The 23,329-nt window shown below is 32.5% G+C and carries 28 protein-coding genes and 1 pseudogene; 21 read left to right on the forward strand and 8 right to left on the reverse strand.

Going from position 1 to position 23,329, the window contains the following annotated elements:
- Nucleotides 1–18: 18 nt before the first annotated feature.
- The 17 genes from topA (at nt 19) to PF022_RS06500 (ending at nt 14,651) form a co-directional block, all read left to right on the forward strand.
- Nucleotides 19–2,220 carry a type I DNA topoisomerase gene (topA, locus tag PF022_RS06420; protein WP_271020645.1) on the forward strand — a complete coding sequence of 734 codons (2,202 nt, stop codon included), beginning with the start codon at nt 19–21 and terminating at the stop codon, nt 2,218–2,220.
- A complete protein-coding gene (locus tag PF022_RS06425) occupies nt 2,213–2,617 on the forward strand; it encodes a pyridoxamine 5'-phosphate oxidase family protein (protein ID WP_271020646.1) in 405 nt (134 codons plus the stop codon). The genes topA and PF022_RS06425 overlap by 8 nt, the downstream gene beginning before the upstream one ends.
- 1 nt (nt 2,618) lies before the next feature.
- A complete protein-coding gene (locus PF022_RS06430) occupies nt 2,619–3,458 on the forward strand; it encodes a biotin synthase (protein ID WP_271020647.1) in 840 nt (279 codons plus the stop codon).
- Between the two features lie 3 nt (nt 3,459–3,461).
- Nucleotides 3,462–4,292, forward strand: coding sequence for a YihY family inner membrane protein (locus PF022_RS06435; protein ID WP_271020648.1), 831 nt, complete (start codon nt 3,462–3,464; stop codon nt 4,290–4,292).
- A 54-nt stretch (nt 4,293–4,346) separates the two neighbouring features.
- Nucleotides 4,347–5,666 carry a hemolysin family protein gene (locus PF022_RS06440; protein ID WP_271023265.1) on the forward strand — a complete coding sequence of 440 codons (1,320 nt, stop codon included), beginning with the start codon at nt 4,347–4,349 and terminating at the stop codon, nt 5,664–5,666.
- 14 nt (nt 5,667–5,680) lie between these two features.
- Nucleotides 5,681–6,175 carry a 5-(carboxyamino)imidazole ribonucleotide mutase gene (purE, locus tag PF022_RS06445; RefSeq protein ID WP_271020650.1) on the forward strand — a complete coding sequence of 165 codons (495 nt, stop codon included), beginning with the start codon at nt 5,681–5,683 and terminating at the stop codon, nt 6,173–6,175.
- Between the two features lie 8 nt (nt 6,176–6,183).
- Nucleotides 6,184–6,672 carry a DUF3972 domain-containing protein gene (locus PF022_RS06450; protein ID WP_271020651.1) on the forward strand — a complete coding sequence of 163 codons (489 nt, stop codon included), beginning with the start codon at nt 6,184–6,186 and terminating at the stop codon, nt 6,670–6,672.
- 36 nt (nt 6,673–6,708) lie between these two features.
- The gene (locus PF022_RS06455; protein WP_271020652.1) at nt 6,709–7,626 is read left to right on the forward strand and encodes a damage-control phosphatase ARMT1 family protein; all 918 of its coding nucleotides are present in this window, start codon (nt 6,709–6,711) and stop codon (nt 7,624–7,626) included.
- Nucleotides 7,616–8,917 (forward strand): Na+/H+ antiporter family protein, encoded by a 1,302-nt coding sequence (locus PF022_RS06460; protein ID WP_271020653.1) that lies wholly within the window; start codon nt 7,616–7,618, stop codon nt 8,915–8,917. Before PF022_RS06455 ends, PF022_RS06460 begins: the two co-directional genes overlap by 11 nt.
- 8 nt (nt 8,918–8,925) lie before the next feature.
- A complete protein-coding gene (locus tag PF022_RS06465) occupies nt 8,926–9,867 on the forward strand; it encodes a KpsF/GutQ family sugar-phosphate isomerase (RefSeq protein WP_271020654.1) in 942 nt (313 codons plus the stop codon).
- A 109-nt stretch (nt 9,868–9,976) separates the two neighbouring features.
- Nucleotides 9,977–11,443 (forward strand): cytochrome-c oxidase, cbb3-type subunit I, encoded by a 1,467-nt coding sequence (gene ccoN, locus PF022_RS06470; RefSeq protein WP_271020655.1) that lies wholly within the window; start codon nt 9,977–9,979, stop codon nt 11,441–11,443.
- A gap of 12 nt (nt 11,444–11,455) precedes the next feature.
- Entirely contained in the window at nt 11,456–12,139 is a 684-nt protein-coding gene (gene ccoO / locus PF022_RS06475; RefSeq protein ID WP_271023267.1) for a cytochrome-c oxidase, cbb3-type subunit II, read from the forward strand.
- Entirely contained in the window at nt 12,140–12,355 is a 216-nt protein-coding gene (locus PF022_RS06480) for a cytochrome c oxidase, cbb3-type, CcoQ subunit (protein WP_271020657.1), read from the forward strand. It begins immediately after the preceding gene.
- Complete coding sequence (locus PF022_RS06485) at nt 12,356–13,237, forward strand: c-type cytochrome (RefSeq protein ID WP_271020658.1); 882 nt, start codon at nt 12,356–12,358, stop codon at nt 13,235–13,237.
- An 11-nt stretch (nt 13,238–13,248) separates the two neighbouring features.
- A complete protein-coding gene (locus PF022_RS06490; protein WP_271023270.1) occupies nt 13,249–13,449 on the forward strand; it encodes a DUF4006 family protein in 201 nt (66 codons plus the stop codon).
- Between the two features lie 111 nt (nt 13,450–13,560).
- Nucleotides 13,561–14,154, forward strand: coding sequence for a TPM domain-containing protein (locus PF022_RS06495; protein WP_271023271.1), 594 nt, complete (start codon nt 13,561–13,563; stop codon nt 14,152–14,154).
- Nucleotides 14,154–14,651, forward strand: a complete 498-nt coding sequence (locus tag PF022_RS06500; RefSeq protein ID WP_271023272.1) for a FixH family protein — start codon at nt 14,154–14,156, stop codon at nt 14,649–14,651. The genes PF022_RS06495 and PF022_RS06500 overlap by 1 nt, the downstream gene beginning before the upstream one ends.
- A gap of 21 nt (nt 14,652–14,672) precedes the next feature.
- Here PF022_RS06500 and PF022_RS06505 read toward each other — a convergent pair whose 3' ends face one another.
- From PF022_RS06505 to PF022_RS06515, 3 genes and pseudogenes are all read right to left on the reverse strand, one after another.
- Entirely contained in the window at nt 14,673–14,882 is a 210-nt protein-coding gene (locus tag PF022_RS06505) for a hypothetical protein (RefSeq protein WP_271023273.1), read from the reverse strand.
- 241 nt (nt 14,883–15,123) lie between these two features.
- Nucleotides 15,124–15,336 carry a hypothetical protein gene (locus tag PF022_RS06510; RefSeq protein ID WP_271023274.1) on the reverse strand — a complete coding sequence of 71 codons (213 nt, stop codon included), beginning with the start codon at nt 15,334–15,336 and terminating at the stop codon, nt 15,124–15,126.
- Nucleotides 15,337–15,559: 223 nt separating this feature from the next.
- Nucleotides 15,560–15,807, reverse strand: a pseudogene (locus PF022_RS06515) (glycosyltransferase family 2 protein); the annotation flags it as partial.
- A gap of 104 nt (nt 15,808–15,911) precedes the next feature.
- Here PF022_RS06515 and PF022_RS06520 point away from each other — a divergent pair.
- Together PF022_RS06520 and PF022_RS06525 are read left to right on the forward strand one after the other, a co-directional pair.
- A complete protein-coding gene (locus tag PF022_RS06520; protein ID WP_271020664.1) occupies nt 15,912–16,601 on the forward strand; it encodes a hypothetical protein in 690 nt (229 codons plus the stop codon).
- The gene (locus tag PF022_RS06525) at nt 16,601–17,296 is read left to right on the forward strand and encodes a queuosine precursor transporter (protein ID WP_271020665.1); all 696 of its coding nucleotides are present in this window, start codon (nt 16,601–16,603) and stop codon (nt 17,294–17,296) included. Before PF022_RS06520 ends, PF022_RS06525 begins: the two co-directional genes overlap by 1 nt.
- On the opposite strand, the gene PF022_RS06530 is transcribed toward PF022_RS06525, so the two are convergent.
- The 5 genes from PF022_RS06530 to PF022_RS06550 all read right to left on the reverse strand — a co-directional run bounded on the left by PF022_RS06530 (nt 17,297) and on the right by PF022_RS06550 (nt 21,234).
- The gene (locus PF022_RS06530) at nt 17,297–18,241 is read right to left on the reverse strand and encodes a thiamine pyrophosphate-dependent enzyme (protein ID WP_271020666.1); all 945 of its coding nucleotides are present in this window, start codon (nt 18,239–18,241) and stop codon (nt 17,297–17,299) included.
- A gap of 9 nt (nt 18,242–18,250) precedes the next feature.
- Nucleotides 18,251–19,468 carry a 2-oxoacid:ferredoxin oxidoreductase subunit alpha gene (locus tag PF022_RS06535; RefSeq protein WP_271020667.1) on the reverse strand — a complete coding sequence of 406 codons (1,218 nt, stop codon included), beginning with the start codon at nt 19,466–19,468 and terminating at the stop codon, nt 18,251–18,253.
- Nucleotide 19,469: 1 nt separating this feature from the next.
- Nucleotides 19,470–19,868, reverse strand: coding sequence for a 4Fe-4S dicluster-binding protein (locus PF022_RS06540; RefSeq protein ID WP_271020668.1), 399 nt, complete (start codon nt 19,866–19,868; stop codon nt 19,470–19,472).
- Between the two features lie 8 nt (nt 19,869–19,876).
- Nucleotides 19,877–20,437 carry a pyruvate flavodoxin oxidoreductase subunit gamma gene (locus PF022_RS06545; protein ID WP_271020669.1) on the reverse strand — a complete coding sequence of 187 codons (561 nt, stop codon included), beginning with the start codon at nt 20,435–20,437 and terminating at the stop codon, nt 19,877–19,879.
- A 137-nt stretch (nt 20,438–20,574) separates the two neighbouring features.
- The gene (locus PF022_RS06550) at nt 20,575–21,234 is read right to left on the reverse strand and encodes an HAD family hydrolase (protein ID WP_271020670.1); all 660 of its coding nucleotides are present in this window, start codon (nt 21,232–21,234) and stop codon (nt 20,575–20,577) included.
- Between the two features lie 87 nt (nt 21,235–21,321).
- Between PF022_RS06550 and PF022_RS06555 the strand changes: the two genes are divergently transcribed.
- Both PF022_RS06555 and nspC read left to right on the forward strand, forming a co-directional pair.
- Complete coding sequence (locus tag PF022_RS06555) at nt 21,322–22,065, forward strand: 3'-5' exonuclease (protein ID WP_271020671.1); 744 nt, start codon at nt 21,322–21,324, stop codon at nt 22,063–22,065.
- A 17-nt stretch (nt 22,066–22,082) separates the two neighbouring features.
- Nucleotides 22,083–23,309, forward strand: a complete 1,227-nt coding sequence (nspC, locus tag PF022_RS06560) for a carboxynorspermidine decarboxylase (RefSeq protein WP_271020672.1) — start codon at nt 22,083–22,085, stop codon at nt 23,307–23,309.
- Nucleotides 23,310–23,329: the final 20 nt, after the last annotated feature.

Consider the following 23,329-nt stretch of genomic DNA (forward strand, 5'->3'; position numbering starts at 1 on the left):
GTGTTTTAGGGAAGTGTTGTGAAAAATTTAATAATAGTTGAATCTCCAACAAAAGCAAAAACAATTAAGCAGTTTTTGGGCAAAGATTATGAGGTTATTGCTTCAAAAGGGCATATTAGGGATTTGCCAAAAAGAACGATGGGAATTAAATATGAAGCAGGAGAGTTTATACCTGAATATACCATTGATAGCGACCATAAAAGCATAGTTGATGAGCTAATAAAGCTAACTAAAAAATCTAAAGCAGTCTATATCGCAACTGATGAGGATAGAGAAGGTGAAGCAATAGGCTATCATATAGCAGTTGCAATAGGTAAGAAGCCAGATTTATTGCCTAGAATCGTATTTCACGAGATTACAAAAAGTGCTATTTTAGATTCATTAAAGTCTCCTAGACATATAGATATGGATAAAGTTAATGCACAACAAGCAAGAAGGCTCTTAGATAGGCTTGTGGGATATAATTTAAGCCCACTTATCTCAAGCAAGATTCAAAGAGGATTAAGTGCTGGTAGGGTGCAAAGTAGTGCATTAAAAATAATAGTAGATAGAGAAAAAGAAATACTAAATTTTAAGCCAATAACATACTATACAATTGATACTATAATGTTGCCAAGCACACCCTTTGAGCTAGTAGAATATAATGGAGAAAAGATTCAAAAGCTATCTTTGCAAGATAAAAAAGAGGCTAATTGCATTGTAGAATCCATAAAAAATTCAAAGTTTAGCATTATAAATATAGAAAACAAAAAGAAAAAATCCGCAACTCCACCGCCTTTTATGACTTCTACTTTGCAACAAAGTGCAAGTTCTATTTTGGGATTCTCACCATCTCGCACAATGCAGAATGCACAGAGATTGTATGAGGGGGTTATGACGCACAAGGGGACCATGGGCGTTATTACTTATATGAGAACAGATAGTCTAAATATAGCTAAAGTAGCACAAGATGAGGCTAGAAGCTTGATTAAAAAGCAATATGGAGATAAATATGTCCCTCAAAAGCCAAAAATATATACCACAAAAAGCAAAGGAGCACAAGAAGCACACGAGGCGATTCGTCCGACATTACTTGAATTTACACCAGAAATAGCAACACAATATTTAAAGAATGATGAATTAAGATTGTATAGTTTGATTTATAAGAGATTCTTGGCTTCTCAAATGACTGATGCAGAATTTGATTCTCAAAATATTTTTATTGCAAGTGATAATGCAAAGCTTAAAGCAAGTGGTAGGAAGTTGGTTTTTGATGGCTTTTATAAGGTGCTTGGCAATGAAGATAAGGATAATATCTTGCCAAATTTCAAAGTTGGTGAGATATTAGAGTTAAAAGAGTGCAAAGCAGTTAAGCATGAAACAGAACCTCCTGCTAGATTTTCAGAAGCAAGTATGATAAAAACCCTAGAATCTTTAGGTATAGGTCGCCCAAGCACATATGCACCTACTATTACTCTACTAAGCAATAGAGATTATATAAGCATAGAAAAAAAGCAAATAAAACCACAAGAGATAGCATTTAAGGTAGTCGAGCTACTAGAAGAGCATTTTTTCGAGATTGTAGATTCTAAATTTACTGCTAATTTAGAAGAAAAGTTAGATGATATAGCAGATGGTAAACAAGATTGGCAAGAATTATTATGTAGATTCTATGAGCCATTTATAGATAAGATAAAATCAGGCAAAACAAGTATAAAAAGTCAAAAATTAGCACTGCCAACTGGTGAGGAATGCCCAATGTGTGGTAAGGAGCTAGTTAAAAGAAGTAGTAGATATGGAGAGTTTGTAGGTTGTAGCGGATATCCAAAGTGCAAGTTTATCAAAAAGGAAGAAAAACAAGAAACTGCAAAAGAAGTAGAAAGCTTTGGCGAGTGCGAAAAATGCGGACTTCCTATGATTAAGAAAGTTGGTAGAAATGGTGAGTTTATCGCATGTAGTGGATATCCTAAATGCAAAAATACAAAAACACTAACAAAGCAAGAATCTTTGGATATCAAATGCCCTAAATGTGGTGGTGAAATATTACAAAGAAGAAGCAAGAGAGGAATGTTTTATGGTTGTGCAAATTACCCTAAATGCGACTTTATTTCAAACTTTAAGCCAACTAATAAAAAATGTCCAAAGTGCGACTTTTTAATGGCTAGTAGGACATATAGGGGCAAGGAAGTGTATGAATGTATATCATGTAAGGAAAGAATAATAAAGGAAGAAAATGACTAATGAAATTTTAGAATTTTTGGATAAATATCCTACATTTTTAGCAACTCTTGGAACATGCGGGAATCCTAGAGTAAGACCTTTTCACTCTCCATTATATATGGATAATAAATTATATTTCTGTACTGCAAAGGATAAGAATCTATATAAGCATATAAGCAATCATAGTGGCATTGAGCTATCATCTTGCAATAATGATGGGAGTGCATGGCTTAGAATAAGAGGTAATGCAAAATTTAGTGATGATTTAAAAGTAAAAGAGGCCATGTTTAATAAATATGAGTTGGTAAAGAATATATACAAAGATATTCATAATCCTAATTTTGCTGTATTTTATTTAGAAAATATTAGTGTGAATCTTAGGGATTTTAATGGTAAAAATGAGCTAATAAAGGAATAATATGAAAGATATTTTTTTATGCACAATATCAAATGTTTCTAGTGGGTCTTGTGCTGAAGATTGCGCGTATTGCACACAGAGTGCTAAATTTAACGCTGATATAGATAGATATAAATTAAAACCATTGGAGCAAATATTGCATGAAGCAAAGGTTGCTAGTGAAAATGGTGCTTTGGGATTCTGCCTTGTAACTAGTGGTAGAAATTTAGATGATAAAAGGGTGGAATATATAAGCAAGGTTGCAAGGGCAATTTTGGATTCTGGGCTACATTTACACCTAATTGGCTGTAATGGAATTGCTACTAAAGAAGCATTAAAAGAGCTAAAAGATTCTGGCATTGCAAGCTATAATCATAACCTTGAGGCTTCTAAGGGATTTTTCCCAAATATATGCACAACTCATAGCTGGGAAGAAAGATATGAAACTTGTGAGAATGCATTAGAAGTTGGGCTTGGGTTATGCAGTGGTGGAATTTTTGGAATGGGAGAAACTTGGCAGGATAGAACGGATTTATTGTATGCTTTGCAAACCTTAAATCCACATAGCTCTCCTGTTAATTTCTTTATGCCAAATGGTGCATTGCCATTAAGCAAGGAGATTTTGAGTAGACAAGAGGCATTGGAGTGTGTTAGATTAGCTAGGGAATACTTACCAAATGCTAGACTTATGATAGCTGGTGGGAGGGAGCTTGTCTTTGGAGATAATCAAAAAGAATTATTTGAATGTGGCATAAATGCTGTTGTGCTTGGTGATTATCTAACAACTAAGGGAAATACTCCAAAAGATGAGGTAGAGAGAATCAAAAGTTATGGATATAGTATTGCAACTAGTTGCGAGTGATTTATGGAAGTTGTAATTGATATAAAAAGTAAAATTTATCTGTTATTGCGATATTTGTATGCGTTTTTAAGGGGAGATTTGCTGTATTTTGCAGCAAGTCTTAGTTTTTATACTATTTTTGCCCTATTGCCAATGCTTTTAATAGTTTTTTCAATAGTTGCTTCATTGCCTGAATTTAGCAAGTATTTAGAGCATTTTAAAAATTTAGTTGTTACAAATTTTATACCTACTCATTCTGATGTATTTTTAGGATATATTGATAGTTTTTTAAAAAACTCATTGAAGCTTGGTGGAATGGGGCTTTTGTATGCATTTATAACTTCAATTTTATTTTTTAGAAACTATCAATTTATAGCTTCTAAGATTTTTCATTCTAATGCTAGAGGCTTTTGGGATTCATTGTCTGTGTATTGGACTTGTATGACGCTTTTTCCTATTGGTATTTTATTTTCTATGTATTTTAGTGCTAAGGCTTATATTTATTTAGATTCTCTTGGATATACGAAATTATTTAGTTTTTTATACACATTGCTTCCATATTTTATTACTTGGATTTTATTTTTTATTTTGTTTAAGATTTCTGCAAACACCAAAATTAGCACGAAAAACACAATTACAAGCTCTCTTGTTACTGCAGTTTTATGGTCATTGTGTAAGCATGGCTTTGTGTATTATGTGTTTTATAACAAAGCATATTTAACTCTTTATGGTTCTTTTAGTATAGTGCTTTTTTTGTTTATTTGGGTTTATCTTTCATGGACTATTTTGTTGTTTGGAATGGGGCTTAGCAGAGGAATTAACGAAGTATTTATAAAAGAAATGGAAGATACATAAAAAAGTGTGTTAAAATAGTGCATATTACATTTTACTTTTTAAAAGGAGTCATTTTTGGAACCCCAGTCGGTTATTTTGTCTATACTTGCTTTATTTCTTGTTCTTCTTAATGGTTTTTTTGTTCTTTCTGAATTTGCTATTGTTAAAATTAGACGCTCTAGATTAGAGGAGCTTGTTAAGCGTGATGTATCTGGTGCTAAGTTGGCTTTGAAAATTACAGGAAAATTAGATTCTTATCTTTCTGCTACACAACTTGGAATTACTCTTTCATCTTTGGGGCTTGGTTGGATTGGTGAGCCTGCCATTGCTAGGTTACTTGAAACACCTTTTAAATATTTTATTAGTGATAATCTTGTGTTATTGCATTCTGTTAGTTTTGTAATTGCATTTAGCTTTATAACGCTATTGCATGTTGTAGTGGGTGAAATTGTTCCAAAATCCATAGCTATAGCAAAGGCTGAAAAATGCACACTTATAATAGCTAGACCATTGCATTTGTTTTGGTTGTTGTTTTTTCCTCTAATTAAAATATTTGATTTTTTAGCCATTTTTATATTGCATAGAATGAATATAAAACCAGCTAGTGAAGGTGAAGAGAGTGTTCATTCTGAAGAAGAGTTAAAGATTATTGTAGGCGAATCCCTTAAAGGTGGTTATTTAGACACAATAGAAAATGAAATAATACAAAATGCAGTTAGTTTCTCTGATACTATAGCTAGAGAGATAATGACGCCTAGAAAAGATATGATATGTCTGTATGATGATAATAGCTATGAAGAAAATATGCATATAGTAACATCAACAAAGCATACAAGATACCCATATTGCAAAGATGGTAAGGATAATATAATTGGCATGATTCATTTGCGTGATTTATTGGAAACTATGCTTTCTTCAAATCCTTCAGAAGAACTAGAAAAATTAGTACGAGAGATAATAATTGTGCCAGAGAGTGCTTCTATATCGAATATTCTTACACAGATGAAGCGAAGACAGATTCATACTGCACTTGTAGTTGATGAGTATGGTGGGACTGCTGGACTTTTAACTATGGAGGATATACTAGAGGAAGTTATTGGTGATATATCAGATGAGCATGATGAAAAAAATGATGACTATCATAAGATAGATGAAGATTGTTATTCTTTTGATGGTATGCTTGATTTAGAGAGGGTTGCTGATGTAATTGGTATCTCTTTTGAAGATACAGAGCAAGTAACAATTGGTGGTTATGTATTTAATTTGCTAGAGAGAATGCCAGTTGTTGGTGATATTATCGATGATGAATATTGCACTTATGAAGTATTAGCAACTGAAGGTGCAAGAATAGTAAGGATTAAAGCACAGAAAAAACCTTATGTAGAATCTTTATAAAATAGGAGAATATTATGGAGTTTGTGGCAATTTTAATGGGAAGCAAGAGTGATTATAATGTTATGAGCGAGTGTGTGTCTGTGTTAAAGAAATTTGATGTTCCTTATGAGGTGATTATTAGCTCTGCACACAGAAGTCCACAAAGGACAAAGGATTATATCAAAAGTGCTGAAGAAAAGGGTGCTAAGGTATTTATCGCGGCTGCTGGAATGGCAGCACATCTAGCAGGAGCAGTAGCTTCAATGACTACAAAGCCTGTAATAGGTGTCCCTCTAAAGGGAGGTGCATTGGATGGATTAGATTCTTTGCTTTCAACTGTTCAAATGCCTTCTGGTATGCCAGTTGGGACTGTTGCATTAGGTAAAACTGGTGCTGTCAATAGTGCTTATCTAGCTATGCAAATTTTAGCATTGAGTAATTCTGAGCTAGAAGGTAAATTAAGAGAAGATAGAGTTATGAAAGCTAAAAATGTAGAATTAGATTCTAGTGATATTGAAGTAATTTTATAGGGATCATTATGGAATCTTGGGTAGTAATTGATGAGTTTGTTCAAATTTCTAAATTAGAAAAAGAAAAAGTGCTAAAGATGGTCTCAAATGGTGAGCTAAAGGGTATGCAAAAAGATGGCAAATTCTACATAGATGCAAGCAGTAGTGCAAAGGCTGTTGTGGTTAGTAGTGGTAATGCAGTAATGGTTGATAGCTCATCTCAAGGATCTTCTGTTGATAGTGAATTTGTAGAAAAAACAATAGGGACAATTTTAAGTTTGCATGAAAAAGTGATGACCTCAAAAGAAGAGACAATAAGTAGCATAAAAAGTGAGAATCAATTTCTAAAAGACGCATTATTTAATACTCAAGAGGTATATGAAGACGATAAAAAGACAATAGCACTCTTAAGAGAGCAGTTAAGAGTAGCACAAGAGGAAATTGAATTTCTAAAAAGAAAGTATAAAATGATGTGGGGTAAGGTTGTAAATCCACAAGAAAATAAAGAACAAGAATAATTGTAAGGATATATTATAAAGTTACAAAAAGAATGTTTGGAATGTCTAAAGCAACAGGTAAGTTCATCTGCTAAATTAGCACAAAGCAATAATTGTGATATTGCAATAAAAGAGGCTAATGATTTTTTAGAGGGCGATTTAAGGACTAAATTAGAACATTTTTTTAAGGATTCTAATTTAAAAAAAGACTTTGAGATTCCTCCTACTTTGGTGGCTATGCCTATATATTCTGCTTTGGCAAAGAATTTAAATAATGATGATATATATCACACTATAAAAAAAGATAGCATACAAAAAGCACGAAAAATAAAGGAATTTCTAAAGAAAGAAATAGATATACAAGATGAAGAATCTTTACTTAAGTTTGGTATTTATTGTGCTGCGCTTGGTAATGTGATTGATTATGGAGCACAATTGAAGTTTGATTTAGAAAAAGAAAAAGATTCTTTATTTAATATGCAGTTTAAATATTTTGATATTGAATCTTTTCAAGAGAAATTAATGTATGCTAAAAATTTGCTGTATATAGGTGATAATGCTGGTGAAAATGAGCTTGATGAGATTTTGATTGAAGTTTTACAGTGCTTAAATCCAAAGCTAGCAATCACATATTTTACAAGAGGACAAAGTATAATAAATGATATTACAATACAAGATTTAAAGAAAAGTAATTCAAATTTATTTAATATGTGTGATGTGGTGGATAGTGGTATTGGCACACCAGGATTCATACCTGATTTATCAAGTGCTAAAGCTTATGAAATATACAATACAGCAGATTTGATTCTATCAAAAGGTATGGGGAATTTTGAATCTTTGGAATCTTTCAAAAATCCAAAGATATTTTTTTTATTCAAAGTTAAATGTAGCGTGGTTAGCGATTATTTAAACGCAGATATTGGTAGTTTTGTATTTTTAGATTCTAGTAAATATAGGGGAAGCTATGTTGATTAATGCGACTATTTTTTCTATTTTGATTATGAGTATTTTATGTTTGTGTAGGTTAAATGTTTTATTGGCTATTTTGGTCTCTGCATTGGTTGCTGGATTTGTGTCTGGGCTTGGGTTTGATAGAAGTATAGAGCTTTTGATATCTGGTATGGCAGGCAATTTGGAGACAGCATTAAGTTATATTTTGCTTGGCGCCATTGCATCTGCTATTGCTAGAAGTAATTTAACGCCTATTTTGGTATTTAATATTGCAAAGTTTATACAAAACAAAAGAGCAATGTTTTGTTTGTCATTAGCTTTTTTTGCTTGTTTTTCGCAGAATCTAATTCCTGTGCATATAGCATTTATACCTATTTTAATACCTCCACTTTTACCATTGATGAATAAGCTAAAAATAGACAGAAGAGCTGTTGCTTGTGCATTGACATTTGGGCTTAAGGCACCTTATGTAAGTTTGGGGATAGGATTTGGACTTATATATCATACAATTCTTAGAGATCAGCTAGTGCAAAATGGTATCAATGTAACATTAAGCGATATACAAAGCGTTATGTGGATTGGTGGAGCTAGTATGCTTTGTGGTTTATTATTGGCAATTTTTGTTTTTTATAGGAAGCCTAGAGAGTATAGGGAGGATTTTGCTACTAGTCATAATTTGGATTCTATAAAAGATATTACAATGACAAGAGGGGATTATGGAGTGCTAATAGGGACTATAGTTGCATTTTGTGTACAGCTTTATATGTCCTCATTGCCTCTTGGTGGAATTGCTGGATTGATTGTTATGATAGCACTTGGTGGAATTAAATGGAATGATATTGATTTAGTTATGGAGAATGGCTTTAAAATGATGGCTTTTATTGCCTTTGTAATGCTTGTAGCGGCTGGGTTTGCAAATGTTTTAAAAGAGACTGGTTCGATAGAGAGTTTGGTTGATTTTGTATCTGGTGTTGCAGGTGGTAAGCTAGGTGGAATCTTAATTATGCTTCTTGTTGGACTTTTAATTACTATGGGAATTGGAACATCATTTGGTACTATACCTATAATAGCGGCTATTTATTGTCCTTTAGCTTTGAATCTTGGCTTTGATGCAAAGGCTATTATCTTGCTTGTAGGTATTGCAGGTGCATTAGGAGATGCAGGTAGTCCTGCATCTGATAGCACATTAGGACCTACTTCTGGGTTGAATGCGGATGGAGAGCATGATCATATTTGGGATACTTGTGTGCCTACATTTTTAATGTATAACATTCCACTAATTATTGGTGCTAGTATTGGTGCCATGGTATTATAGGAGCTTTTATGGATTATAGAGATATCGCTTGTGAGGTATTTAGTATCGAATCTGATTCAATATTGAATCTAAAAAATAATTTAACAGATGATTTTAATGAAATTATAAAGCTTATTTTATACATTAAAGGTAGGCTTATAGTTAGTGGAATGGGAAAATCAGGACATATAGGTGCAAAAATAGCTGCAACCCTTGCTAGCACAGGCACTCCTAGTTTCTTTTTGCATCCTGCAGAAGCGTTGCATGGGGATTTAGGAATGATTACTAAAGATGATGTTGTTTTGGCAATTTCAAATTCTGGCGAGAGTGAGGAAGTCTTAAGAATTATTCCAAGTATAAAACACAGAAAGATTCCAATAATTGCAATGAGTGGAAATAAGAACTCAACACTAGTTAGAGAAAGTCAATACTTCTTGGATATAAGTATCAAAAAGGAAGCTTGTCCATTGCAACTTGCACCAACTTCATCTACTACTGCTACTTTGGCTATGGGAGATGCTATCTCTGTAGCACTTATGAATGCTAGAGGTTTTAAGAGTGAGGATTTTGCTATGTTTCACCCGGGCGGTAGTTTAGGTAGGAAGTTATTAACAAAGGTTAAGGATATTATGTGTGTTAATAATCTGCCTATAGTATCTAGTGAGACTAATTTTAAAGACTTAATAGAATGTATGACAAGTGGTAAGCTTGGAATGTGTCTAGTATGTGATAATGGTAGCTTATCTGGAATTATTACAGATGGAGATTTAAGAAGAGCACTTAAGAGTGGTAACTTTGAATGTATGGCTAAAGATATAATGACTAATACTCCAAAGACAATCAATGAAAATTCAAAAGCCTCTGAAGCTGAAGAGATTATGCTTAAATATAAAATTAAAGAACTTGTAGTTTTGGACCATAATAAAAATATAACAGGAATTATTCAATTATATGATGTAGGCAATATCTGAAGTTAGCATTTTACGCTATCTTTTAAGTTTTTGGTTATTTTATTTGTTGTAAAATGTAAGGATCCTTTTACATTTTTAGAGAGGGTAACTTTTAAGAGAAGGAGAGCGTATGCAGTCAGATTCTGCCTTAGAGTATGATTACTCCATTGCAAAATTATTTTTATTTGCCACAATAGCGTTTGGTATCGTAGGATTATTATTGGGTGTTATAGTGGCGTTTCAGTTGGCATTTCCTAGTCTAAATTATTTAGCGGGAGAATTCGGAACATTTGGTCGTTTAAGACCATTGCACACAAATGGTATTATTTATGGTTTTACCTTAAGTGGTATCTGGGCTTCTTGGTATTATATTGGTCAAAGGGTATTGAAAATTTCTTATAATGAATATCCATTTTTAAAGTTCATAGGACATCTTCATTTTTGGCTATATATCGTGCTAATGCTTTTAGCTGTTATTAGTCTATTTGCCGGACTTAATCAATCAAAAGAATATTCAGAGCTAATTTGGCCTTTGGACTTGTTGGTTGTTATTGTGTGGGTATTATGGGGTGTTAGTTTGTTTGGATCTATGGGTGTTAGAAGAGAACAGACTATTTATATTAGCCTTTGGTATTTTATTGCGACATTTGTAGCAATTTCTGCACTTTATATTTTTAATAACTTATCAATTCCAACTTATTTGGTCTCTGGTGTTGGGTCAGTGCTTCATTCCATATCTTTATATGCTGGAACAAATGATGCTATGGTTCAATGGTGGTTTGGTCATAATGCAGTTGCTTTTGTATTTACATCTGGAATTATTGCATTAATTTATTATTTCTTGCCAAAGGAATCTGGTCAGCCTATTTTTTCTTATAAGCTTACTTTGTTTTCATTCTGGGGCTTGATGTTTGTATATATTTGGGCTGGAAGTCACCATCTTATCTATTCAACTGTGCCTGATTGGATGCAAACAATGGGTTCAATTTTCTCTGTTGTGCTTATTTTGCCTTCATGGGGAACTGCTGTAAATATGCTACTTACAATGAAGGGACAATGGCATCAACTAAAAGAATCTCCACTTATTAAATTCTTGATTCTTGCGTCTACTTGGTATATGCTAGCAACTTTAGAAGGTCCAATTCAGTCGATAAAATCAGTTAATGCTTTAGCACACTTTACAGATTGGATTATTGGGCATGTTCATGATGCTGCTTTAGGTTGGGTTGGATTTACAATTATTGCTGCTTGTTATCACATGACACCTAGATTGTTTAAGCGTGAGATTTATTCTAAGAAGATTATGGATATGCAGTTTTGGATTCAAACTACGGCTATTATTTTATATTTCTCAAGCATGTGGATTGCAGGTATTACGCAAGGTATGATGTGGAGAGCTACTGATGAGTTTGGAAGTTTAGCTTATTCGTTTATTGATACTGTTACTGTGTTGATACCATATTATGTTATTAGGGCTATTGGTGGAGCTATGTATCTTATAGGATTTATAATGTTTGCTTACAATATTATAATGACTATTGTTGCTAGTAAAGAGCTTCAAAAAGAACCTAATTACGCAACGCCTATGGCTGCATAAGGGGAGGGTATAATGTTTCATTGGTTAGAAAAAAATCCATTTTTCTTTACGGTTGTGTTTTTGTTAGTTTTTTCTGTTGCTGGACTTGTTGAGATATTGCCAGATTTTGCTAAGGCTTCTCGTCCTGTTGAAAATCTAAAACCATATACATTGCTTGAAACTGCTGGTCGTCAAATTTATATAGCAGAGGGTTGTAATGCATGTCATTCTCAGTTGATTCGTCCATTTAAATCAGAGACTGATAGATATGGTGCTTATAGTTTAAGTGGTGAATATGCATATGATAGACCATTTTTGTGGGGTTCTAAGAGAACTGGTCCTGACTTACACAGGGTTGGAGATGTAAGAACGACTCAATGGCATGAAGAGCATATGTATGAGCCTATGGCTGTTGTTCCCGGTTCTATAATGCCAGCTTATAAGCATTTATATTCTAAAAATGTAGATATAGATACTGCATATGCAGAAGCTTATACACAAAAGGTTGTTTTTGGTGTGCCATATGATACAGAAAACAATCCAAAAATAGGTGATTTAAACTTTGCTAGAACTGATATTTTGGCAGAAGCTAAAGTAATAGTTGATGATATGAAAGATCCTGAAGTTAAAGCAGCTTTAGAAAATGGCGAGATTAAGCAAATTGTTGCACTTATTGCGTATTTGAATAGTTTAGGTCAAAAAAGAAGGGCAAACTAAGTGGAATATGAAACTATAAGAATCATACAAGGTTATGCATATTGGTTTATAACAATAATTCTTACTTTGTTGTTGTATGGGTATATTTACCATTTGTATAAAAGTCAAAGAAGTGGAAAGATAGATTACGAAAAGTACGCTAGATTAGCACTAGATGATAACCTTGATGATGAATTAGTTGAAAAAAGAAAAAAAGATACGAAGAAGGAGAACTAAATGGAATGGTTTAACTTAGGCGATAGTATAAATCAGATCGCCTTAATTGGTGCCGTCGCTATTTTGGCTTTGACTATATTCGTCGTTGGTGGATATATCAAAAAAATGAAAGATAGCAAGGCAGATGGTGATTTAACAAATGAGGATTGGGACGGAATTAGAGAATTCAAAAATGATATTCCAATTGGTTGGGGAATCTCTTATTTGGTATTGCTAATTTGGGGATTATGGTATTGGTTTGTTGGTTATCCATTAAATGCTTATTCGCAAATTGGAGAATATAATGAAGAGGTTAAAGCTTATAATGTTAAGTTTGAATCTAAATGGAATAACGCAGATACTGAAACATTAACTAAAATGGGTCAAAATCTGTATCTAGTTCAATGTTCGCAATGTCATGGAATTACAACAGAAGGTATAAATGGAGTAGCGGCAAACTTGCTAGAATGGGGTAGAGAAGAGGGAATTGTATATACGCTACAACATGGAAGTAAAGGTTTGGGTTATGCACTAGGCGATATGCTACCAATTGCTGAAGTAGCACCTGGAATTGCTGATGATGATGAATCTAAAAAGGCTATTGCCGCTTATGTAATGGCTGAATTATCAGAGGTAAAGAAAACAAAATACCCAGAATTAGTTGATAAGGGTAGGGAATTATATGTATCAGCTACATGTATAGCGTGTCATGGAGATGATGGTAAGGGTATGGGTGGTTTGGCACCTGATTTGACCAAATATGGCACACCAGCATTTGTGGCTGAAGTATTAGAAAAAGGAAAAAATGGTCATATAGGAAATATGCCATCTTTCAAATCACAAATGCTTACAGATATACAAAAAGAAGCTCTTGGGCATTTTATATATTCTGATAAGAATTAAGGAGGATTGCTATGAATGGTATGTTTAGCTTAAATGGTCTTGGTGGGTTTTTGATTGCTGTTGTTTTGTTGTTAGCTGTGGTTTTTGTTCTTGGGTATAAGGCTGTATCTACACAAAAGGCTCAATCGCTAAATCCATATGTAATAGAAAATGCAAACAGTCTTCAGATGAAAGACAAAAACAATGCTACAAATTACAAAGAAGTTAAATAAGGAGAGTTGCCATGATTAAGTATAGTGGATTAGAGAAGACTTTATTTGTTGTTCAGCTAGTTGTGGTTGTTGTTTCTATTGCCGTTGCGTTTATACCTGATATGCTTTTATATGTTGGGTAGTTTAAAGTTTATTAAAGTAGGGCTTTTTGCCCTATTTATCGCTATCTCTGATGTCTTTGCTAATTCTTATATATTAGAAAACAAAAATCAAATACTTGATAAAACTGCAGGATTTATGAATATATTATCAAGTGAAGTTTTTGAAAAAACTGGAGTTAGTATATATGTAGTAGCATTAGATTCTCTAAATAATAAGCCTATAAAAGAAGTTGAAAGTTATTATTTACAGAATCTAAAATCGCCGTATGTTGTTTTGTTCTTTGTTAAAAACGATAAAAAAATAGACATCATAACAGATGATAAAAGCAATGAAATGTTTGATAAAAATTCTGTTTATTGGGATTATATAGTGCCACTAATTCCCAAAAAAGACGAAGAGATAAACATTCAAAGTGTATCAGCGTTTTTGTTAAATGGATTTGTTGATATTGCAGATAATATAGCTTCTTTTTATGATGTGTCTTTGGAGCATGGATATTTAAAGCGTGATTTTGTGGTGCAATCTGGTGTGAGATTGGTTTTATATATCATGCTTTTTGTGTTATTAGTTTTATTTGTATATGTGTATTTAAGGAAAAAGTAATGTCTAAAAATTATTGGCCTATGGGGATTTTCTTGTTTTCTTTAGTTGTGGTTGGGATGATTATTCTAACTATAAAAACGGCTATTAATAATCCTGTTGAGATTCAGAGAATGTGTGGATTTACTTCACAATATGTTGATGAAAATATAAATGAAATTACAATTAAAAGAAATGAGTTTTTAGAAAAATATAATATCTCATTTGAGGGTTCTAGAGATGTTGATTTTAAGTCATTTACTACTACTTTTGTAAGAATCAAAGATAAAGTTACAAATAAAATTATTACAGATGCTGAAATTAAGTTTTATCTCACAAGACCAAACACTACTAGAAACGATATGGAGCTTGGAGTAGGTGAGCTTGTAGATGGATTGTATCAAAGCCCCAGATTCAAAGTTGATATAGCTGGTAGATGGCAAATGGACGCATCGGTGAGAATAAATGATGATTATATTTGCATATCTGAAAACTATAATGTATCTAAGGTTGAATTTTAACACAGCCAAAATTGTATAGCTTTAGTTGTTTAATTTAAGATAATCATAAATCTGTTTTGAAGTTTTTTGGTTGCATAGATTTTCTTTTATACAATTTTGCAGACTACCTTCTAAGTGTTGCTTGTAGTATTGTCTTAATTGGTTGCTATGTGGTATGTTTGCTTGTGTTAAGAATCTATAAATATTAAAATTTATTAGCAAAAAACTATAATGTATATGTGCGTTTTTCATATCATAATAAGTGCTATATTTATCCTTATAAGATTCTAAGTATGATGGAAGCGTATCTGGGAGTTTTTGTGTTTTTATCTATTTTATGAGTAATAGAATTACTTCTTGTTCTGTATAGATATTTGATTTGTTTTATGATTGTTATATGTTGGCATAGTAGCAATAAAATGTGCCCAAAATCACAATCTTCATGCACTATCTCATCAATAAATCTTAGGTTGTATTTGTTAAAATATCTGCCTTAAAGCACTCGTGCCACGCAAAGGTAAAGTATCCTACCATATTTATACATTTGACATACTAAATTAAGCCCATTTGTAAATCTTTGGATTCTTGCGAACTGATCGTTAGGAGGATTGTAGTTTATTTCTTTAGTTTTATCATTGAATTCAGCAAATAGATATGCATATAAATCGCTTTGTTTATGTGTTCTTTCTATATTATATTCATTCATATTAAATCATCAGAATCTATAAAATACAAAATGATTATTTGGTAGTTCTTGTATGATTAACTTATTAATATTGGCTAAAGTAGTTTGTATGTGATTATGGCTAATAACTTAAAATGTTTTTGAAGTTGCTTTTGTGTGATTGTTTTAGATTCTTTGCTAAATGTATTTATCTCTTTAAATGATATTGTCCCTCCCTCTGCATATTTGTTATTATTTCTCTTAGATGGTTACCATGTATAAATTCTACTCCCATATTTCTAGCACTACTTAGACCACCATTTGCTTATTTATGACTAATATTCTAGAATCTATTTTTACATATTCTAGGGCTATATTTAGGCTATTATCAGTGCTTCCGTCATTTACTAAGATTATTTCAAATTCTCTATTTGTTTGATTGATAACAGAATCTAGGCATTCTTTTATATATTTTTCTACATTGCATATTGGAATAATAACAGAGTAATTCATAGTAATCCTCCTATCTAAAATTCGGTGATTGTATATATAAAGAAGCATTAAAAGCCTATAAAATGCGAAAAATAGCTTATAATACATAATTTAAAGGATAGGCTTTGAGTGATCTTGTGCGTTATAGTGTGATAGAGACAAAAAATAAGCGTGAAATTGTCTTGCTTCAAGGGCTTGGTTGTCGTTATAAGAATTGTAGTTTTTGTGATTATTATTTAGATGTTTCAGATGATATGGAGAATATTAATTTGTCTGCACTTTCTTGTGTGAGTGGAAAATATGGCATTTTAGAGATTATAAATTCTGGTAGCTTTTGTGAGCTTACTCCAAGCACTTTTGAAGTTATTAAAAAAGTTGTGTATGATAAAAAGATTCATACGCTTATTTTTGAATGTCATTATTTATATCGCGATGAAATTGTAAATCTTAAAGAGCTGTTTAGAGATTTTAAAATCAAAATAAAATTAGGGCTTGAGAGCTTTGATTATAATTTAAGAGAAAATGTAATGAAAAAAGGCATAAAAGAAGATTCGCCACAAATCATTGCAAAAGACTTTGATGAGGCAAATTTTTTAATAGGTATAAAAGGGCAAACAAAGCAAATGATTCTTAATGATATTTTATTGGGGCTTAGGTATTTTGATAGAATCTGCGTTAATGTAATGTGCGATAACTCCAAGCTTAAGGCAGATTTGGATGTGATTAGGATGTTTTGTAGCGAGATTTATCCTAACTATAAAGATAATGAACGAATTGACTTTTTGCTTGATAATACAGACTTTGGAGTTGGTTAATGAATGAGATTTTGCTAATTATTAGCTTGGTATTAACATATAGTAGTGTCGTATTGGCTTATGCTTTATTTGGTATTTATGGATTGATCGTTTTTGGGGTTTTTGCTACTATTGTTGCCAATATTGAAGTTAGTATTCTAATAGATGCTTTTGGCATTACGCAAACTTTAGGAAATGTTTTGTTTGCTTCTACTTTTTTATTGACAGATGCATTAAGCGAGATTCATGGGAAAAAGGTAGCAAGAAAGGCAGTTGGAATTTCTATATTTTTTAGCATAATGTTTTTAGTCTTTTCGCAGACATGGCTTTTATATACACCAGTTGATTTAGAATTTTTTGTAAGTTTAGAGCAAGTATTTTCTCAAATACCACGCATTATTATCGTGTCATTACTTGTTTTTGCTTTTGCTTCTTATTTGGATGTGTGGTTATATCATTGGTGGTGGAATCTAACTACTAAAATTTTTAATTCAAAAGACAAAGGGCTTTGGATACGAAATAATGGTTCTACTTTGATTTCACAATTTATTAACACTTGTCTTTTTACCTTTGGTGCATTTTATGGAGTGTATGACTTGGAAGTGATTTATAGTATTATAGTTTCAAGTTATTTGATTTTTGCTTGTATGGCATTATTGGATACGATAGCACTTTATGCTATTGTGCATTTGGCAAGAAGAAAAGGTGAAAGGTAATTAAACCTTTGCTTCTTCTCTTCTTTGTAGGTATTCCCAATATTCATCTACATTTTTCTGCCATTGTTCTATTATATGCTCGTTTTCTTTTTTGAACAAATGCTTGAATCTTGCTTGAGCACCTAGATAGTCTCTTACAGGTATTACATTTTTTGGTCTATAGGTTATTCTTAACTCTCTGCCATTTATTATTTCATACAATGGGAACACCAAAGAATCTACTGCTAAATCGCTCATTTCTATTGTTTGATTTGCTGGGAATCTCCATTCAGTTGTGCATGCACTCATAGCGTTTATAAATGTAGGTCCTTCTGTCTCAATTGCAGTTTTGATTTTTTTACTCATGTCTTTCCATTTATTTGGAGCTACTTGGGCTACATATGGAGAGCCATGAGCTGCCATTATGAAAAGTAAGTCTTTTTTCTTGTCTTTTTTACCATAGCTTATTCTTCCGGCAGGAGTAGTTGTTGTAGAAGCACCTATTGGGGTAGATCCACTTCTTTGTCCTCCTGTATTGGCATATACCTCATTGTCTAAGCATACATAAGTGAAGTCATGACCTCTTTCAAAGCAACCACTGATAAATTGGAATCCTATATCATAAGTTGAGCCATCACCACCAAATGCTACAAATTTTGGTTCTTTGTCATTGTATAATCTACCTTTTCTTTTTAGGGCTTTATACATTGCTTCAGCTCCAGCTATTGCAGTTGAGCTATTTTCAAATCCAATATGAATCCAAGGTACATCCCATGAGGTATAAGGATATACAGCAGTGCTTACTTCCAAGCAACCAGTTGATGCAGCAACTAATAAGGGATAGTTTGTTGCATTTAGCACTTCTCTTACTATGATTCCATGAGCACAGCCAGGACATAATAAATTTGCACCTTCGAATCTTTCACTAGCCTTAGAATATTGTTTTAGATTTTTAATATCACTCATGTTATTCCTTTAGTTATATCCAAGTTTAGGACCTCTAAGTCCTATAAATTGTTGTGTAGCATGTGTTATTTTGCCATTTTTTGCATCGTTATTTAGCTCACTTATAATCTCTTGTAGATTATTTTGTGTAAGATCTCTACCACCAAGTCCATATATATAGTTGCTAACAACAGGTCTAGAATCTGTCTTGTAAATTGCAGATACACCTTCATTAAATAGCATTCCCATAGCACCAGCAGGTAAACTTCTATCTAGGAATGCTACGGCTTTTGCTTTGCTTAGTGCTCTTCCTAGTGCTTCATAAGGGAATGGTCTTAGAACTCTTATGCTAACTACACCAACTTTGATTCCATTTTCTCTTGCTTTTTTGGCTGCAATTTGAGATGATTCAACGGTTGTGCCAAGCGATACAAGAATAATATCAGCATCATCTGTCATATATTCTTCAACTACACTATATTTCCTTCCAGTTAGTTGCTCAAACTCCTTGAATGTCCTTTCAATAACTGGCATAGAATTCATAATGGCATTGTGAAGTTGTGCTTTATGTTCAAAGTGCCAATCTTCTTCAGTTTGTGCTCCATATGTTGCAGGTTTGTCAAAGTCTAGCATTGCATTTTTGGGCTTATAGTCTCCTATAAACTTATATGCTACTTCATCTTTTAGCGGTCTTACACTTTGTGCAGTGTGTGAGCATATAAATCCATCTTGATGAACCATTGTAGGAATTCTAACATCATAGTCTTCTGCAATTTTAAAAGCCATAAGATTGAAGTCATATGCTTCTTGCGGATTGTATGTGCATAGGTTTATCCAGCCTGCATCACGCCCAAGATACATATCAGAATGATCACCATTTACATTTAATGGACTAGCTAATGCACGATTTACTACATTTAACACTATTGGCAATCTCATACCAGATGCTTGATATAAAACTTCTACCATTAGTGCGAATCCTTGTGAGCTTGTAGCAGTAGCAACTCTACCACCAGCAGCTGCAGCACCAACACAGCCACTCATGGCAGCGTGTTCTGATTCAACCATTATAAATTCACCATCTATATATCCATCTGCTAAAAAACTAGCATAGTTTTGCACTATCGGCGTAGAAGGTGTTATAGGATATGCAGATACTACATCTATTTGTGCTTGTCTTAAAGCATGGCTTGCAGCCATGTTTCCATCCCAAACTTCTATTTCTTGTAATTCATATTTTTCAGCCATGTTAATCCTTTTTCTTTTCTTCTTTTGCTGGCCATTTTGCTAGTGCGTTTTCATTTGTTTCATAATCGCTAAACATAAGAAGTGATTTTGGATTTGTAGGACATACATCTACACACACACCACAGCCTTTGCAATGCACATAATCAACCCCAGTCATTTTTTCATCTCTTACAAGTATTGATGAATCAGGACAATAAACCCAACAAAAATAGCAATTAATACAATGATCGTGGTTATAAACAGGCTTTTCTACTCTCCAGTGTGCTACACTTGCTTTATATGAGCTATCTTCTCTGTATTCTCTATCGCTTGCATGTTTATCAACCATGTTTGAGCCATTTTTTTCAAATGGAAACAATACTGAACCAATTTCAAATTCATTCCAACCTTTGTGTTCCATGATACCTCCTATTTTACTTCGTTGTATGCTTTTCTTATTACATCCATATTTGCATCAATTATCTTTTGCGGAAGTTTTTTACCAAGCACTTTTTTAAAAGATTCTAAGAAAAATTCTAATTCTAGGCTTTTTGAAATCTTTAAGAATGCACCTAGCATTGGTGCATTTGGTATTGATTTGCCAAAAGCCTCTCTTGATAATCCTATACAATCTAATATATACACTTCTTTTCCCTTTAGCTCTGGTTTGCTTTCTAAAAATTCATCTTTGCTTAAATGAGTGGTTATTATGTATTTTGTTGTTGGTTTTTCATTAGCACAAATATCTGTGATATATGTTAAACCTGGATCTATAACTAATATATAATCAGGATTCATAAATTTCTCGTGGTTTAAAATTGGATTATCATCAATTCTGTTGTATGCAGTCATAGCAGCACCTCTTTTGGCTGAACCATAAAACGCAAATGCTTGAACCTCTTTGCCAGTTCCTGCAATTACATCAGCCAAACCCTTAGCACCAGTAACAGCACCTTGACCTGCTCGACTATGCCATCTAATCTCTAGCATGTTATGCCTCCTAAATAACTTGTATTTATATTATTGTAAGCAAGAGGCACTTAAAAATTACTTTTTACAGAATAAAAGGTAAAATAATATTTATCTTTATAGAAATTGATAATATTTATAAAATTTCTCAACATATCCTATTTTATCCCTAGTATTTCTTTTATTTTTAATATAGCATACAATGAATCTTTTTCTATGTTGCTTGTATATTTTTGTAACAATTCTACACTTGCATATCCGGTTGTTACTGCAATAGAGTTTATATTTGCGTCATTTGCTGCTTGTATATCAAGTTGTGTATCGCCTATTAGGTAAATATTGTCTTTAGCTATGTTTTTTGAGATTGCATTGATTGCTTTTATTACAGGCTCTTTGTTTGGTTTTGGGTATGTTACATCTTCTCTGCCTATAACACATGAAAAATATTTCAATAATCCAAAGTGTTCTAGCAACTCTTTGGAGTATTTGCCAGTTTTTGTTGTTACTATGCCTAAATGTGCAAAACTATAAGCCTCAATAATCGAATCTTTAGCATTTGGAAGTAGATTCGTTTTTATATTACATATTTCTCTATAGTATTTTTTGTAAGATTCAACATAAGTAGGTATTGAATCTTTTGGCACTTCTAATGCTTCAAACATATCTTCTAGTGTGTATCCTATTTTGCTTGTTAGTATTTCTAAATTTGGTTTATTTTTGTTGTGAGATTCAAATACTTTGTTGAAACTCTCACATATTGCTTCAGTTGAATCTATTAATGTCCCGTCTAAATCAAATAATACAATTGTTTGTTTCATATCGTGTCCTAAAAATAATATTTTGAAATTTACATTTATTTTGCTTTAAAAACGATAGAATCTAGGCTTTAATTTTTAGGAATGGTGATGTCAAATATTTATTCTAAACTTATAAACAAACTTACAAAAAGACCACTTAGCATAAATGAGCTTGAGGTTTTATTGAGTGATTTGGATAATTATTGTGATGCTAGTTTAGAGTTAGAATTGTTACAATCAAGCGGTTTGCCACTTGTTTTTATAAAAGATCAGGTATTTTTAAAAACAACACTAACGCAAGCTACCCTAGATAGTTATTGTATAGTTGATATAGAGACCAATGGACATAATCCACAGCTTCACCAACCAATAGAAATAGGAGCTATATTATACAAAGAAGGTAGAGTTGAGAGAACTTTTAGTAGCCTAATTTTTTGCAAAGAGATTCCACAAGCAGTTACTAAACTAACTGGAATCACACCGGATATGCTAGTTAATGCACCGCATTTAAAGAGTGTATTGGAAACTTTTAGAGTGTTTTTAGGAGATTCAATTCTTGTGGCACATAATGCTGATTTTGATTTTAATTTTTTAAGCCAATGTTTGGATTATTATGATTTTGGTGCTTTATATAACTTTAGAATATGTACAATAAAGTTAGCAAGAAAGCTAATAAAATCAGAAAGATATTCACTTGGCTATTTAAATGAATTTTTAGAAATTAATCATTTTCCTTTACATAGAGCTTATGATGATTCAGTAATTGCATTTGAGATATTTAAAAAATGTCTAAAGTTGCTACCTAAGAGCATATACACCAGCCAAGATTTGATACAATTTGCAACCCAATAAAGCAGGAGAATCTTAAGATGAATACAAATAATTATCCTAATAATTTTGAATATTTTCCAAGTCCATGCTATGTGCTAGAAGAAGAGAAACTAGAAAAGAATCTTCAGATACTAAATTATGTAAGATTAAAAAGTGGAGCAAAGATTTTATTGGCTTTGAAAGCTTATTCTCTATGGAGGAGCTTTGGTTTAATAAGACAATATTTAGATGGTATAACAGCTAGTGGAATTTATGAAGCAAGATTAGGTTATGAAGAGTTTAAAAAAGAGGTTGCAACATTTAGTCCTGCTTACAAAAAACGAGAAATGGAAGAACTAGTAAAAATTTCAAACCATATTATTTTTAATTCTTTTAAGCAGTGGCGTAAGTTTAAAGACATAATAGATAATGAAAATAAAATTAGAGAAAGTGAAAATAGAGAATTAATTGAAGTTGGACTTAGGGTGAATCCAAAATATAGCGAAGTTACACCACCTATATACAATCCTTGTATCATTGGTTCTAGGCTTGGGATTACGCCAAAGGAGTTTAAAAAAGGTGTTAGTAAATATGGGTTAGATGGTATAAGTGGGATTCATTTTCATACTCATTGTGAGCAAAATAGTGATGCATTAGCTAGAAGTTTGGAACATTTTGAGAAGCATTTTGGTGGCCATATTGCAAAAATGAAGTGGATTAATTTTGGTGGTGGTCATCACATTACAAGGGCTGATTATGATGTTGAGCTTTTGGTGAAAATTATTCAAGGATTCATTCAGAAGTATAAAACAGAAGTGTATTTAGAGCCGGGAGAGGCGGTTGGTTGGCAAACTGGGTTTTTAATAGGAAGTGTTATTGATATTGTGCACAATGGAATAGATATTGCTATTTTGGATATTAGTGCCACAACACACATGCCAGATTGCCTTGAGATGCCATATAGACCAATGGTTAGAAATAGTGGTGAAGTAAAAATAAAGCACAAAAAAAATGGTAAGCTAAAGCTTAAAGGAGAGAAAAAATATTGCTATCGATTCGGTGGCCCTAGTTGTTTGGCAGGTGATGTAATAGGCGATTATAGTTTTGATGAACCACTTAAAATTGGAGATAAAATAATCTTTGAAGATATGATACATTACACAATTGTTAAGAATAATACATTCAATGGAATACCTTTGCCAAGTATAGCAATGATAAGCAAAGAAGGCAATTTTAATATTTTAAAAACATTTGATTATAGTGAGTATAAGAATCGAAATAGTTAGATTTAAGCTTATATAAACAA

The sequence above is a fragment of the Helicobacter sp. WB40 genome (assembly GCF_027859275.1).
GTDB classification, from domain to species: Bacteria; Campylobacterota; Campylobacteria; order Campylobacterales; family Helicobacteraceae; genus Helicobacter_D; species Helicobacter_D ibis.

What these genes read in the sequence shown, in the direction of transcription:
- PF022_RS06525 (WP_271020665.1), top strand. Translation starts at nt 16,601, where the DNA reads ATGAATGAGATTTTGCTAATTATTAGCTTGGTATTAACATATAGTAGT.
- PF022_RS06505 (WP_271023273.1), bottom strand. Translation starts at nt 14,882, where the DNA reads ATGAAAAACGCACATATACATTATAGTTTTTTGCTAATAAATTTTAAT.
- nspC (WP_271020672.1), top strand. Translation starts at nt 22,083, where the DNA reads ATGAATACAAATAATTATCCTAATAATTTTGAATATTTTCCAAGTCCA.
- PF022_RS06545 (WP_271020669.1), bottom strand. Translation starts at nt 20,437, where the DNA reads ATGCTAGAGATTAGATGGCATAGTCGAGCAGGTCAAGGTGCTGTTACT.
- PF022_RS06450 (WP_271020651.1), top strand. Translation starts at nt 6,184, where the DNA reads ATGGAATCTTGGGTAGTAATTGATGAGTTTGTTCAAATTTCTAAATTA.
- PF022_RS06430 (WP_271020647.1), top strand. Translation starts at nt 2,619, where the DNA reads ATGAAAGATATTTTTTTATGCACAATATCAAATGTTTCTAGTGGGTCT.
- PF022_RS06485 (WP_271020658.1), top strand. Translation starts at nt 12,356, where the DNA reads ATGGAATGGTTTAACTTAGGCGATAGTATAAATCAGATCGCCTTAATT.
- ccoO (WP_271023267.1), top strand. Translation starts at nt 11,456, where the DNA reads ATGTTTCATTGGTTAGAAAAAAATCCATTTTTCTTTACGGTTGTGTTT.
- purE (WP_271020650.1), top strand. Translation starts at nt 5,681, where the DNA reads ATGGAGTTTGTGGCAATTTTAATGGGAAGCAAGAGTGATTATAATGTT.
- PF022_RS06555 (WP_271020671.1), top strand. Translation starts at nt 21,322, where the DNA reads ATGTCAAATATTTATTCTAAACTTATAAACAAACTTACAAAAAGACCA.
- PF022_RS06435 (WP_271020648.1), top strand. Translation starts at nt 3,462, where the DNA reads ATGGAAGTTGTAATTGATATAAAAAGTAAAATTTATCTGTTATTGCGA.
- PF022_RS06490 (WP_271023270.1), top strand. Translation starts at nt 13,249, where the DNA reads ATGAATGGTATGTTTAGCTTAAATGGTCTTGGTGGGTTTTTGATTGCT.
- PF022_RS06500 (WP_271023272.1), top strand. Translation starts at nt 14,154, where the DNA reads ATGTCTAAAAATTATTGGCCTATGGGGATTTTCTTGTTTTCTTTAGTT.
- PF022_RS06465 (WP_271020654.1), top strand. Translation starts at nt 8,926, where the DNA reads ATGGATTATAGAGATATCGCTTGTGAGGTATTTAGTATCGAATCTGAT.
- PF022_RS06550 (WP_271020670.1), bottom strand. Translation starts at nt 21,234, where the DNA reads ATGAAACAAACAATTGTATTATTTGATTTAGACGGGACATTAATAGAT.
- PF022_RS06535 (WP_271020667.1), bottom strand. Translation starts at nt 19,468, where the DNA reads ATGGCTGAAAAATATGAATTACAAGAAATAGAAGTTTGGGATGGAAAC.
- PF022_RS06425 (WP_271020646.1), top strand. Translation starts at nt 2,213, where the DNA reads ATGACTAATGAAATTTTAGAATTTTTGGATAAATATCCTACATTTTTA.
- PF022_RS06495 (WP_271023271.1), top strand. Translation starts at nt 13,561, where the DNA reads ATGTTGGGTAGTTTAAAGTTTATTAAAGTAGGGCTTTTTGCCCTATTT.
- ccoN (WP_271020655.1), top strand. Translation starts at nt 9,977, where the DNA reads ATGCAGTCAGATTCTGCCTTAGAGTATGATTACTCCATTGCAAAATTA.
- PF022_RS06460 (WP_271020653.1), top strand. Translation starts at nt 7,616, where the DNA reads ATGTTGATTAATGCGACTATTTTTTCTATTTTGATTATGAGTATTTTA.
- PF022_RS06530 (WP_271020666.1), bottom strand. Translation starts at nt 18,241, where the DNA reads ATGAGTGATATTAAAAATCTAAAACAATATTCTAAGGCTAGTGAAAGA.
- PF022_RS06510 (WP_271023274.1), bottom strand. Translation starts at nt 15,336, where the DNA reads ATGAATGAATATAATATAGAAAGAACACATAAACAAAGCGATTTATAT.
- PF022_RS06540 (WP_271020668.1), bottom strand. Translation starts at nt 19,868, where the DNA reads ATGGAACACAAAGGTTGGAATGAATTTGAAATTGGTTCAGTATTGTTT.